This window comes from Salinispora pacifica CNR114 (assembly GCF_000514775.1).
Classification (GTDB): Bacteria; Actinomycetota; Actinomycetes; order Mycobacteriales; family Micromonosporaceae; genus Micromonospora; species Micromonospora pacifica.
Genome location: NZ_AZWO01000014.1, coordinates 137,804 through 150,257 on the forward strand (window position 1 = coordinate 137,804; position 12,454 = coordinate 150,257).

A 12,454-nucleotide genomic window follows, 5' to 3' on the forward strand; every position below is an offset into this window, starting at 1 on the left:
CGCCCGGCGAGGGACGACAGGGCAGGATCGGGCGCGGGGCTACGGTCATCGCCAAGGTGGCTGGAACGGGGTTCCGCCCCACCGGGTGCTCGCGGTGGGGCGGAACCCAAGTGCCCTGCTCGGAGGGTCAGCCGGCGCAGCCGGGGACGTCCACGCAGTTGTTGGGCCGGTTCTTGACGACCACGGTGCCGGTTGCGGTGTTCAGTTCCACCGTGCCGGCGCTGTTGAAGATGCCCCCGCCGAGGGTGATCGCGATGTTCTTGACCACCTTCGTCGTGAAGAGGCGCAACGTGCCGGTGTTGTAGATGCCGCCGCCCTGGTCGGCCTGGTTGCCGATGACCTGGGTGCGGCGCAACACGGTCACGCCCGAGTTGTCGATGCCCCCGCCGAAGTCGGCCGCGGTGTTGTTCTTGATGAGACTGTCCTCGACGACAGCGTAGGTGCTGCCGGGATCCTCCACGAACAGGCCGCCGGCCGCACCGGACAGCGCGGAGTTGTCGAGGAGGCCGACCTTCTGCAGCGTCAACTGCCCGGCCTCGGCGACCACGGCGCCACCACCGTCACCACTGGCGGTGTTCTTCGCCACCTTGGTGCCGGTCAGCTTGCCGCTTCCGCCCACCAGATAGAAGCCGCCCCCGTCGGACGCCTGGTTGCCGGAGATGCTGCCACCCTTGACGGTGACGGTGCTACCGCTCTGGTAGATGCCACCGCCCTGGTCGCCGGTGTTGTTGTCGAGGTGCGACTTGACGATCTCCAAGCGGCCGGTGCTGAAGATCCCACCGCCTTCCTCGCTGGTGGTGTTCCAATTGACCTTGGAATGGTTGATCTGGGTGACGCCCAGGTTGGCGATGCCACCGCCCTCGCCGTCATCCTGGACGATGTTGCGGGTGATGATGCTGTGATTGGTGGTCAACGCTCCGCCAGCGTTGACGAGGACTCCCCCACCACTGCCGTCGGTCTGGCCACCGGTGATCTTCAGGTGGTTGAGGGTGAGGTCGCCGTCGGCCTCGACGGTGAGGATCCGGAACTGTTCGACCGCGGCGGCGCGTTCGATGACGGTGTTCTTACCGCCGTTGAGCGTGATCGGCGAGGTGATCGCGGGCAGACCAGCACCATCCCCGACATCAGCGGTCAGCAGGTAGGTGCAGTCCTTCGCGAGGTCGAGCACCGCACCACCGCGGGCATTGCCGAGAGTGATCGCCGCGATCAACGCATCCGGGTCACAGGGGACCGGCGTGCCCTTCGGCTTCTCCGTCTTCCCCTGTCCCTTCCTGCCTCTCTCCTCATCGCCCTTGCTCTTCTCCTCGTACGAGGGTTGGCCCGGTTGGCCCTTGCCCCGGTGGCCGTCCCCGGGCTGGGTCTCCGCGCTGGTGGTACCTCCGGCAGAGCCGGCGGCCGGAGCCGCCGCGACGCCGACGGCGGTGAGGGCCAGGCCAGCCACGCCAGCCAGGCCGGCCGCCCACCACCGCGACCGCGACCGACGCCCGTCCGGGCGATCGGTTTCGGGTTCGTGGGTGTGATGCTGATGGTTCATCGCGGTGTCGATGTCCTTTCCCCGTTGACGGCGAGGAAGGACCAACCCAGGATCGGTCAGGCTTCCTCGACTACCAGGCAATCGGTAGCAGCCATCTCGGACGCTAAACCGACACTGACCCCAGGAGAACATGAAGACGAAAAAACCCCTGAATGAGACAAATGCTGGTGAATTGTCGGTGCTCGCCCACTGACCCAGCCTCCGGCCGGAGGGCCCCTCGTGACCTGGCCCACCCGAGCACAGGACCAAATGCCCTGTCGCCCCCCGACCGGCAGGTCACAGGATTGCCAGTGCCGACAGAGCCGGCTGAAGGGCAGGAATCAGGTGGGACTTCCGATCATCATTCAGGGCGGGATGGGCGTCGGTGTCTCCAGCTGGCGGCTGGCCGCCGCCGTATCCGCCGCCGGTCAGCTCGGAGTGGTGTCCGGGGTCGCGCTCGACGCCGCACTGGCCCGCCGGCTACAACTCGGCGACGAGGACGGCACACTCCGGCAGGCGCTGAGCCAATTCCCCGTGCCGGAGGTCGCCCAGCGGGTGCTGGACCGCTACTACGTACCGGGGGGAATCCCCGCCGACAAACCGTTCCGACCAGCACCACTGCTGAGCATGCGGCCCCGACGACACGCGAACGAACTGGCCGTGGTCGCCAACTTCGTCGAGGTCTACCTGGCCAAGCAGGGCCACCGCGGCGTCGTCGGCATCAACTACCTGGAGAAGATCCAGCTCGCCACTCCCGCCGCGGTGTACGGAGCGATGCTGGCCGGGGTCGACTACATCCTGATGGGTGCCGGCCTACCCAGTGAGATCCCGTCTCTGATCGACGCCCTGACCCACCACCGGCCCGTCCAGTTGCCCGTCGCCGTCGAGGGCAGCCCGGCGGGGGAAGCCCACACCGTCGCCTTCAACCCGCCTGACCTGACCGGCGAGCTACCGCCGCCCCTTCCACGGCCGCGGTTCCTGGCCATCGTCTCCGCCGCATCCCTGGTCACCTACCTTGCCCGCAGCCCCCGTACCCGCCCCGACGGTTTTGTCCTCGAAGGACCCACCGCGGGCGGCCACTCGGCCCGGCCACGCGGCAAAATGGTGCTCGGAGACAACGGCGAGCCCGTCTACGGCGAGCGGGACCGGATCGACCTGGCCAAGGTAGCCGCAGCCGGGCTGCCCTTCTGGGTCGCCGGCGGGCAGGCCGACCCACGGCGGTTGGCCGCCGCCCAGGCGGCCGGAGCCACCGGGGTTCAGGTTGGCACCGCCTTCGCCCTCTGCCGCGAATCCGGAATCAACCCCCAGCTGCGGCGACAGCTGCTCCAGCGGGCCACCGACGGGCAGCTCGCGATCCAGAACGATCCGGCCGCCTCCCCGACCGGCTTCCCCTTCAAGATCGCCCAGCTGGAGGGCACCGCCGCCGAGGCAGGTATCTACCAGGCCCGCGCTCGCCGATGCGATCTGGGATACCTGCGCACCCCGTACCTGCGGCCGACCGGCCGGATTGGCTTCCGGTGCCCCGCCGAGCCGGTCGACGACTACATCCGCAAGGGCGGCGCGGCGGAGGACACCACGGGTAGCCGCTGCCTGTGCAACGGGCTCATGGGCACGATCGGCCTGGGCCAGCGACGCGCCAGCGACGACACCGAGCCGCCGATCATCACCATCGGCCAGGACATCGGCGTCCTCACCGAGCTGCACCGGCGCTTCGGGGAGGACTACGCGGCCACCGACGTGCTGCACTACCTGCTCGCGGCAGCCCAGTCCGGTAGCTGACCGTACCGGCCCCGAGCACCCACCTCTCCGATTCCGGTCATCGACTGGAGTCGCTACTCTCCAGACATGTCCGAGATTCACCTCGGGTGGGTCGCCCTACCCCTGCTGATCGCACTTGTGCTGGTCGTCATCGTGGCCCGGAGGCGTCGACGCCGGGCTGGTCCGCGGGCCGACAGTAGACAAGAGACGATGGCGAACGCCCGCCGGGCGATCCGCCAGAGTGCCCGCCAGCGTCGCCGTCGGCGATCTGGCAGCCTCCGTGGAAAAGGTGGCGGCGGCAGCGAGGGCCAGGCCCTCGACAGCGGCGCCAGCAGCGAATCCGGCGGCGCGCCGTAGCTCTGGTGAGCTACCGCACGACGGAGCCCCACCCCTACCGCATACGGCAGGGGCGGGGCCCGGGTGAGACTGACCCGCTCAAGGTCGCTACCCGGCGCAGCCGGGAACATTCACGCAGTTGTTCGGGCGGTTACTGATAACGGTGGTGCCGGTGGCCGTGTTCAGGGTGACGATCCCACCCACGTCGTTGACGATGCCCCCGCCGTCGGTCACAGCAAGGTTGTCGGTGACCGTCGAGGCGAAGAAGGTCAGCGTCGCTGCCGCGAGATTCTGGACACCGCCGCCCGTGTCGGCCTGGTTCCCGTCGAGCTTGGTGCCGTTCAACGTGGTCATGCCAGCGTTATAGATGCCGCCGCCCTGGGCCCCGGCGGTGTTGTCGACGATGCGGCTGCCCGTGATGTCGGCCGTGGACTCCTCGTCGACAATGAGGCCAGCACCGGTCTCGGCGGTGTTGCCGGCGAGGACGACTTTCTGCATCGTCAGCTGACCCAGCAGAAAGATACCTCCACCAGCATCGGCAGCGGAGTTATTCTTGATGTGGGTGCCGGTTACCGAGCCGATTCCGCCATCAACGATGAAGAGACCAGCTCCCTGGTCGGACCAGTTGCCGGAGATGGAGCTCTTGGAAACGTCGACCGTTCCTGCCGTGCTCGCGACACCGCCTCCCCCGAGGGTGCCGGTGTTCGCCTTGACCTCAGACCCGTTGACGGTCAGGGCGCCCGTGTTGTAGATGCCGCCCCCTTCCAGCGGGGCGGTGTTACGGCTGACGATCGAGCGCTTGACGGTGGTGGTCCCATTGTTGGCGATGCCGCCACCATTACCACCGGCGATGTTGCGGGTGACTACGCTGTGGCTGACTGTCAAACCCCCGCCCGCGTTGACCAGGATGCCGCCCCCATCGGTACCTGCCGTGGTGGTCTGACCACCGATGATCTTCAGGTGGTTGAGGGTGAGGTCGCCACCGGAGTCGACGGTGAAGATCCGGAACTGGTCGGCGGCGGTGGTGGCGCGTTCGATCGTGGTGTTCTTGCCGCCGTTGAGGGTGATCGGGGTAATGATCGTGGGCAGACCGGCACCATCGATGTCGGCGGTGAGCAGGTAGGTGCAGTCCTTGGCCAGGTCGAACACGCCGCCGCCCGCAGCGTTGGCAGACGTTATCGCGGCGATCAACGCATCCGCGTCACACGTGACGGGAGTGCCGGTGCCGGCTCCATCCCGGGCGGTCGCGATGGGCCCGGGCGCCGCATCGGTCGCCGTGGTGGAGCCGGGTACGGGCTGGTTCGGTTGAGCGTGGGCGGCGGTGGCAAGAGCGGCCGTGGTGAACGCCAGGCCGGTCAACCCGGCCATCCCGACGGCCATCCACCACCGTGGCGGCCGACTATCAGTGCGGCTGGAGCTGTCAACATGTCGTTGAGATGGCATTGCGGTCTCGGTGTCCTTCCCCGTGAACGGCGAGGAGCCCACCACCCAGGGGAACGCGGGTGGCGTGTTCCTCAGCTACCAGACAGGCGGTAGCGGCCCACCGTCGAGCTAAACCCGACACCACGCCCACAGCACGGCAAACGCGAAGGAAATACGCGAAAGAAGCTCTCATATTGCTACCGGCGAGTTACATCTCTTCGAGCCGCTGGAGTTGACGGCCGTTCTGGTCGAGGTTGCTCGGGTCAAGCCACCGTTCGTGCCTGGCACGAATCGCTGGTACTCCGACGAGGTGTACGGCAGCGGTCTGGATCGCGCGTGACCTCGCTTGCCGGCTGCTACCGGGCGAACTTCCAGTTGGAGTTTGACGCCGGCGACGGTGCGGAAGGTCTCCCGTTGGACCGGGGTGTCGTCGCTGGGTTCGCGCGCCAGCCCTCCGGCTCGCCCATTATGAACGTTCCTGACTCCGGATCACGAGACCGGCGGAAACTGCTGCCCGCCGGCCCGGCAGCCCACCGCCGTACGCGCTCCGTTCGACTGACCGCCGGCCACCGGCGCCCGTCTGTGACCGTCCGCAACGCCGGAAACGCGTTTCTCCGATTGGCGATCGCTCCGTTAGGATCTCCGGCGATCAAGGAGGATGAACGGTGGGCGATTTCCAGCAGTTCGTGACGGATGTGAGATCGCGTCTGTCCACCATGTCCAGGAATGAGTTGTACGTGGTCGGCGACGGTCTCGACCGGGACTCACTCTGGCTCACCTATCTCGATTCTTTCCCCGCCGGCACCAATCTGCGGTTCCGCGAGCGATCCGAGTACGACTGCTCGACCTGCCGCGGCTTCATCAAGCGCTTCGGCAACGTCGTCGAGATCCACGCCGGCCAGGTCCGTACCATCTGGTCCGGGGTGTCGGCCTCCGACCCAGTCTTCTCCGTCGTCGCCGCCGCTCTGGATGATTTCGTTCTTTCGCTGCCGTTGTCCACGATCTTTCGGTCCACACAGGCGCAGTACGGCACGAAGAGCACCCGAACCCTGTGGGACGGCAAAGTCGAGGTGTGGCACCACCTGCACGGCCGGGTGGAGAAGCGGCATCGCATCGAAGATGTCGGCGCGACACAGGGCACCTTTGACGCCGCGGTGCAGGTCTTCCAACGTGGCCTGGCCGAGTTGACCCAGCACGCTCTGAGTACCGTCGTCGATCTTATCGACGACAACGCCCTCTACCGCGGCACGGAGCATCGTCGGGCGGTGACCGAGTTCCGATCGCTGCAGAACAGGTGGACGACAGCGACCGACAGACGGGCCTTCGTCTTCGCCAACGCCATGAACCCGGCGGCACGCCTGCGCAACATGGTGATCGGCACCCTCGTCCAGGACCTCTCCGCGGGCGTCGACCTGGAGCAGGCGGTCCGATCGTTCGAGACGAAGGTGGCACCGCAGAATTACCAGCGCCCCAAGGCGTTGATCACACCGGCGATGGTCAAGGCTGCCATGAAGACCATTGACGAGTTGGGCATCGAGGAGTCGTTGCAGCGACGGTTCGCTCGGCTGTCCGATGTGTCGATCACCAACGTGCTGTGGGTCGACAACGACACACAGCCGCGGATGAAAGACGGCATCGAAGGGCTGCTCATGCAGGCCACCATGAAGTCGGCAGGTGCCCGCCTGCGCGACGCGAAGCCGGAGGAGATTCCCGTGGCCTCCTTCCTGAAGGACATCCTGCCCGGTGCCACCACCATCGACCTGTGGGTCGCCAACACCTACGAGCCGCACTTCGTCAGTCTCACGACCGGCCGGCACCCGGCTGCTCCGCGGTTGTTCAAGTGGGACAACGATTTCGGCTGGTCGTACGGCGGCAACGTCACCGACTCGATCAAGGAAAAAGTGAAACGAGCCGGCGGCAACGTCACCGGCAAGCTGCGGGTCAGCCTGTCCTGGTTCAACCACGACGACCTCGACCTGCACGTGTTCGAACCCAACGGCGACCACATCTGGTACCAAGAAAAGCGCAACAAGCTGGACGTCGACATGAACGCCGGCGGGACGCTCTCCCGCGAGCCGGTGGAGAACGTCACCTGGACCGACCGCGTCCCCGACGGTGAGTACCGGATCGAGGTGAACCAGTACCGCAAGCGGGACAGCACCCATGTTGGCTTTGTTATCGAGACCGAGAGCAACGGAAAGATCGAGCATTACAGCCACGATCGCGCGGTCGACCACAAGGAGACCGTCAAGGTGGGTCGGATGACGGTTGCCGGCGGGGAAATCACCGCCTTCCTGCCGGGAGTAGACGTGCAGCCGGGCAGTACGGGCAAAGAGTTGTGGGGCATCACCACCGAACAGTTCGTCCCGGTGTCCACCATCATGTACTCGCCGAACTACTTCGACGACAACGAGGTCGGCAACCGGCACTACTTCTTCATCCTGAAGGGGTGTGTGAACGACCAGCCGACGCGGGGGATCTACAATGAGTTCCTCCGCGGCGACCTGCAACCGCACCGCAAGGTGTTCGAGGTTCTCGGCGACCGCACCAAGTGCGAGCCGTCTCCGGAACAGCTTTCCGGCCTCGGCTTCAGCTCCACGGTCCGCAGCTCTGTGGTCGCCAAAGTGACCATGATCGGCGGCCAGCGCCGCCTCATCAGCATCCAGTTCTGATTCTCGACCCAGAAATCGGAGAAGGCCCTAGTGACTATTTTTGAAAAGGCCACGCGGGAGAAGTTCCGCTATCCGTCGACCAAGGGATTGCTGACCACGGAACAGTTGTGGGAGCTTCCGCTGACCGCCAAGTCCGGCTTCAGCCTCGATGATGTGGCCAAGGCGGTCAACGCCGAACTCAAGGCCGTCGACACCGAGTCGTTCGTGGCCACCGAGGCAAATCCGGCGAAGGCGATCCTGGAGACCAAGTTGGAGGTCGTCAAGCAGGTCATCGCCGTCCGCCTCTCGGAGGACCAGGCGGCGAAGGCGGCGGCGGCCAAGAAGCTGGAGAAGGACAAGCTGCTGGCGGTCCTGGGCCGCAAGCAGGACGCGGTCCTGGAAAACCTGACCGAGGCAGAGCTGCTGGCCCGAATCAACAACCTGTAGCCCGCCCACAACCGCCTCCACCGGCTCCAGGTGCGGGACGTGCTCGGCGATACTCAGCCGCGCCCCGCCGGGTGTCGTCCACGACCCGCTCACCGTGAATGGTCCACCGAGTCAACTCCACCGCCTGCTTCTCCACCGGCCCGCCAGTATCCGCGCCGAACCCCACACCCTGCACGACAGGCGGCAACTACCGGCCACACCACCCCAGCCGCCCGACCCCTCACTTGTAGGTCCTGGGCGCTCCGTCCATGCGCGTCCGCGCACGTCTCTGACGTCGGGTACTGATCCGTCGTTGGCCCTCCCCGCCTGGGGCCCTGTTGCTGTCATCGTTACTGTCAACAGCAGCAGGGCTACCGGCGCTCCTGGAACTGGCACCAACCGACTACCGTCGACCGGTGCTCCATCCCGCAACGGTCTTCGACGGATCCGGCCCGCTGGAGAACCCGCTCACCGACGAGGTTCTACGGGCGGTGGAAGCGCAGCTTGGGTACGAGCTGCCCACCGCGTACGGAACGCAGCGTGGCTGTCTTGCCTGTCGGGCGTCCCTCGCTGTCCCATACTGACCGCTGCTTCGGGCACGCTACGGGCACGGTCACCTGACATTGAGAAGGTTCGTCATGACGTTGGTCAGGAAGGGCGCTCGGCTCATCACGGTTGATGGGGTCGCCTACAGATGGCGATTGCGGGCTAGACCAACCTATGCTCAAGCGCTGTGTGAAAAGCCGCTCGCTGTTGCTGTAGAACGGGTCGACTGCAAGGGCAGAGTGTTGCTGGTCACCATGCCTCAAGACCACCCAAGTAACTGGATTGGCGGGTCGGCAGTTCCCGTTCTCCCGTCGGCAGTCGCTGCAATCGTCCGGAAGGCATTGGCCGACGGTTGGCAACCTACCCAGCCAGGCGGGGCCTTCCGCATGGCTACGTCCGACCAGTTGCCGGAGCTGCCGCCTCCTTGACCCAAGGCAACATGCAGCTCGCGAGGACCTGTCCTCATCCGCAGCCCACGCTGGCGGGCACGTCTGTTGTCGTCCACGGACGTCCGGCCAAGTACGTCCCCGATCGTCACCCACTTAGTCACTCGTCTCGCTGTTTGCCGGTGTTAACCACTGCATCGCGCACGGGGACCATGATGATGTGCGCCATCAGCCGATAGCCCGATCAGCCAGCCAGCTACCAAGGGTCAGGTACGGGGCAAGCGCCGGCGGTATCGTTCCCTGCCTCAGCACCCACTCATCGCCCAACGACGCCACGACCAGGTCGCAGTGATCGAATCTCAGTAGGACACCACCCAAGCCTAGCCGCGTCGCGTAGCCCTAAATGAGAGCGGCGTCCAGCAGCCGATGACCCGGCAGCAGTCCCAGCATGTCGGGCCACTGCGCCAGCCCCACGCGCGTCTCACCGTGCTCTCCCATGTCGTACGACGCATACGGCTCGCTGAACTCAAGGCCTAGCAGCTCGCCAGAACCATGCGCCATGAGCGGCGGCACTCCCTGAAAGTGCAGCCAAAAATGCACCAAGCTCTCCACGTCACCATCACGTTGGCCCTCATGCCAGTGTCGAGCCTCCGTTACCGCGACGAGGTTACGACCGATGACCTGCTCGATCAGCTCACCCATGTCCCAGCACGCTACTGGGCAGGCTTGACCTGCCAACCAGGCATGGAGAGCCCTCCATCCTGAAGCGCACGGTGGCCATTCCGTCTGCCGTCGGCCCGCACTCCTGTGGAGCGGGCCTCCGCCCGACCCGCCACGTCAAGAAGACCTTGACCCACGGTCGGACGCTGGCGGGACGGCCCTGCGCAACCACTCCCAGCTCGGGCGGCCACTATGTCGGACTGCTACGACCACGACCACCAGGCCGTGTGGAACGGCTTCTCCGGCGAGCTGTGCACTTCCACCTCCTGCTGCGCTTCGACGGCGTCGACCCCGGTGACTCCGACGCACTGGTGCCGCCGCCGCCCGGCAGATCACCGTCACCACCCCACCACACCCCGACCGCTTCGACGGCTGCCGGTGTCGTGCGGCGAACAGGTCGACGTGCGCCGCATCGGCAGCGGCGATGGTGCCGTGACCGACGCCAAGGTCGCCGCCTACCTGGCGAAACTTGATGCTCCGCGCCACCGAAAGCGGCAGCCGCGCGCCCAGCTCCCGCACCACCGGCGCGAACCGGCACCTCAACGGCCGCCAGAACAACCCTTTCCGCAACGGCCAGGCCACCGCCACCCACGCCAGCCGCACCCCCGGAGCCACCCCATGACCGCCCCCATCCCTTGGTTCCCCAAGCGGGACACCAGATCGGACGGCTCGATCGGCGATACCTCCCACCAGGGCTACCCGTCGAGCCACAACCCGGACCGGACCGGTCGGGCGGAATATCGCGATGGCGACCAGCTCGACGGGGTGCGGGCCCGGGACTTCGACGCCGACCTGCACGACTCGCACGGGTCACGATGGAGCAGGTCGTACAGCTGTGGGTGACACTTGCCCGCTCCGGCGGTGACAGCTCGGTGTCCGGCTACTACCGCAGGAGATTCAGGGGTAAGGCGGACCGGCAGTGGCTAGCGATGTGGACCGAGCAGCTCAGCCGCCGGGGCGGGCCTGCGGGCGAGGAAGAGCGGTATCTGCGTAAGAGCGGCCACGACGGCCGGTACGGCTCAGAGCGCCGAGAGCTGATCAAGGCATTCCAGGCCGACCAGGGCCTCACCCGGGATGGGCTGTTGGGCCCTGAGACGTGGGACGCCGCCAGGCGACGTGAAGGACCTTGCTCGGCAGGGCGAGGACCATGAAGCACGCCTACGCGCCCTGGAGAGCGAGCGCCCGGTGGCCGCTGCCCTCACCGGCCGCGCTGGTCTCCATCATCGCCCTGGTGGTGTCGGTCGTCGGCTACAACGCCCCCGACTGAGCCGGACCTCTCCAGCCCCTCGCGTACCTCGGCCGCGTGCTACTGGGCAACGGCCATGTCAGCGCCGGCCGCCTGGAGCAACTCCGCAACCGCATCCCCCGATCCAAACCAGGAAGGGCCCCGCCCCCCTGCCGCCCGTAGACGGTAGGGGGCGGGGCCCCTCGTGGTGCCCGAACGACGGGGTCAGTCCGGGCAGCCGGTGACATTGACGCAGTTGTTCGGCCGGTTCTTTGCCACGACGGTGCCGGTAGCGGTGTTCAGCTCGACCGTGCCGCCCACTTCATTGAAGATGCCACCACCATCGGTGACGGCAATATTTTTGGTGACCTTGGCGCCGAACAGGGTGAGGGTTGCGGAGGCTTCGTTGTATATTCCGCCGCCCTGATCACCTGACTGATTACCAAAGACCTTCGTGTTTCTGAGTACCAGTTCGGCGATGTTGTAAACCCCACCGCCATTGCCGCTGCCGTTGTTGTTCTTGACAATGCTGTCCATAACGACAACCGAGGCGTCTTCGTCCACGCCCAGACCACCGACAATTCCCGCTTCAGCTACGTTTTCAGCGATGACAGAGGATCTGATCGTCATCTGCACGCCAACGCTCGCGATGATGCCACCAACCACGTCACCGGCGATGTTCGCCGTAACGCTACTGTCCGCGACAAAACCAGTACCACTCATGACAAAAAGGCCACCACCAGAGCTGCGGGCGCGATTACTGGAAATTCTGCTGTGCCCGATCCGCACAGTTCCCGAACTCGTGACCCCACCTCCGTCCATGGCGGCATTGGCATGGATGCTGGACTTGCTGATTTCGAGTACGCCAGAGCTTGCCACACCTCCAGCGGCAGAGGCAGCGGTGTTGTGACTGACGTTGGAGGCGTGGATATGAGTGGTGCCATTGTTGGCAATGCCGCCACCACTGCCGCCGGCGATGTTGCGGGTGATGGCGCTGTGACTGCTGGTCAACGTTCCACCTGCGTCCACGAAGACGCCAGCCCCGTCAGTGCCAGCGTTGGTGGTTTGTCCGCCGGTGATTGTCAGGTGGTTGAGGGTGAGGTCTCCGCCGGCGTCGACGGTGAGGATTCTGAACTCGTCGGCGGCAGCGGCGCGTGTGATGGTGGTGTGTTTGCCGCCGTTGAGAGTGATCGGGGTAGTGATCGCGGGCAAGCCCGCACCGTCGTCGATGTCGCCCATGAGTGTGTAGGTGCAGTCCTCGGCGAGGTCGAGGACAGCACCNCCGCGGGCGTTGGCGAGGGTGATCGCCGCGATCAGCGCATCGGCGCCACACCGAACTGGTGTGGCCTTGCCNTTGTCCTTCTCACCCTTGCCCTCGTGATCCTTGTTGTCGGTGGAGGCGCGGATAGGTCTTCCCAGCCGGTCATCGGCGGCGGTGACAGCGCGTTCGACGGCGCCGATAGCCGGCGCG

The 12,454-nt window shown here is 66.0% G+C and carries 8 protein-coding genes and 4 pseudogenes; 7 read left to right on the plus strand and 5 right to left on the minus strand.

Annotated elements, in window-relative coordinates; translation table 11 throughout:
• Positions 1-127: 127 nt before the first annotated feature.
• On the minus strand, positions 128-1,534 hold the full coding sequence (locus B118_RS0110690) for a right-handed parallel beta-helix repeat-containing protein (protein ID WP_028192753.1): 1,407 nt from the start codon (positions 1,532-1,534) through the stop codon (positions 128-130).
• Positions 1,535-1,858: 324 nt separating this feature from the next.
• On the opposite strand from B118_RS0110690, the gene B118_RS0110695 reads away from it, so the two are divergent.
• Positions 1,859-3,292, plus strand: coding sequence for a nitronate monooxygenase (locus B118_RS0110695; protein ID WP_028192754.1), 1,434 nt, complete (start codon positions 1,859-1,861; stop codon positions 3,290-3,292).
• 66 nt (positions 3,293-3,358) lie between these two features.
• On the plus strand, positions 3,359-3,628 hold the full coding sequence (locus B118_RS0110700; RefSeq protein ID WP_018810211.1) for a hypothetical protein: 270 nt from the start codon (positions 3,359-3,361) through the stop codon (positions 3,626-3,628).
• An 87-nt stretch (positions 3,629-3,715) separates the two neighbouring features.
• On the opposite strand, the gene B118_RS0110705 is transcribed toward B118_RS0110700, so the two are convergent.
• Positions 3,716-4,987, minus strand: coding sequence for a right-handed parallel beta-helix repeat-containing protein (locus tag B118_RS0110705; protein WP_238323899.1), 1,272 nt, complete (start codon positions 4,985-4,987; stop codon positions 3,716-3,718).
• 707 nt (positions 4,988-5,694) lie between these two features.
• Here B118_RS0110705 and B118_RS0110720 point away from each other — a divergent pair.
• Positions 5,695-7,701 (plus strand): hypothetical protein, encoded by a 2,007-nt coding sequence (locus B118_RS0110720; RefSeq protein WP_028192756.1) that lies wholly within the window; start codon positions 5,695-5,697, stop codon positions 7,699-7,701.
• Positions 7,702-7,731: 30 nt separating this feature from the next.
• Positions 7,732-8,127: a hypothetical protein gene (locus tag B118_RS0110725; protein ID WP_027645937.1), complete on the plus strand. Its 396-nt coding sequence runs from the start codon at positions 7,732-7,734 to the stop codon at positions 8,125-8,127.
• A gap of 42 nt (positions 8,128-8,169) precedes the next feature.
• On the opposite strand, the pseudogene B118_RS30195 reads toward B118_RS0110725, so the two are convergent.
• Positions 8,170-8,293, minus strand: a pseudogene (locus B118_RS30195) (NUDIX hydrolase); the annotation flags it as partial.
• 196 nt (positions 8,294-8,489) lie between these two features.
• Between B118_RS30195 and B118_RS30200 the strand changes: the two are divergent.
• A pseudogene (locus B118_RS30200) lies at positions 8,490-8,636 on the plus strand (SMI1/KNR4 family protein); the annotation flags it as partial.
• 801 nt (positions 8,637-9,437) lie between these two features.
• Here the strand turns inward: B118_RS30200 and B118_RS32770 are convergent.
• Positions 9,438-9,740 (minus strand): hypothetical protein, encoded by a 303-nt coding sequence (locus B118_RS32770; protein ID WP_238323900.1) that lies wholly within the window; start codon positions 9,738-9,740, stop codon positions 9,438-9,440.
• 193 nt (positions 9,741-9,933) lie between these two features.
• On the opposite strand from B118_RS32770, the pseudogene B118_RS32775 reads away from it, so the two are divergent.
• Both B118_RS32775 and B118_RS32780 read left to right on the plus strand, forming a co-directional pair.
• Positions 9,934-10,226 (plus strand): annotated as a pseudogene (locus B118_RS32775) (replication initiator); the annotation flags it as partial.
• A 150-nt stretch (positions 10,227-10,376) separates the two neighbouring features.
• Positions 10,377-10,909, plus strand: a pseudogene (locus tag B118_RS32780) (peptidoglycan-binding domain-containing protein).
• 299 nt (positions 10,910-11,208) lie between these two features.
• Here the strand turns inward: B118_RS32780 and B118_RS32140 are convergent.
• Entirely contained in the window at positions 11,209-12,444 is a 1,236-nt protein-coding gene (locus B118_RS32140) for a hypothetical protein (protein WP_050592804.1), read from the minus strand.
• Positions 12,445-12,454: the final 10 nt, after the last annotated feature.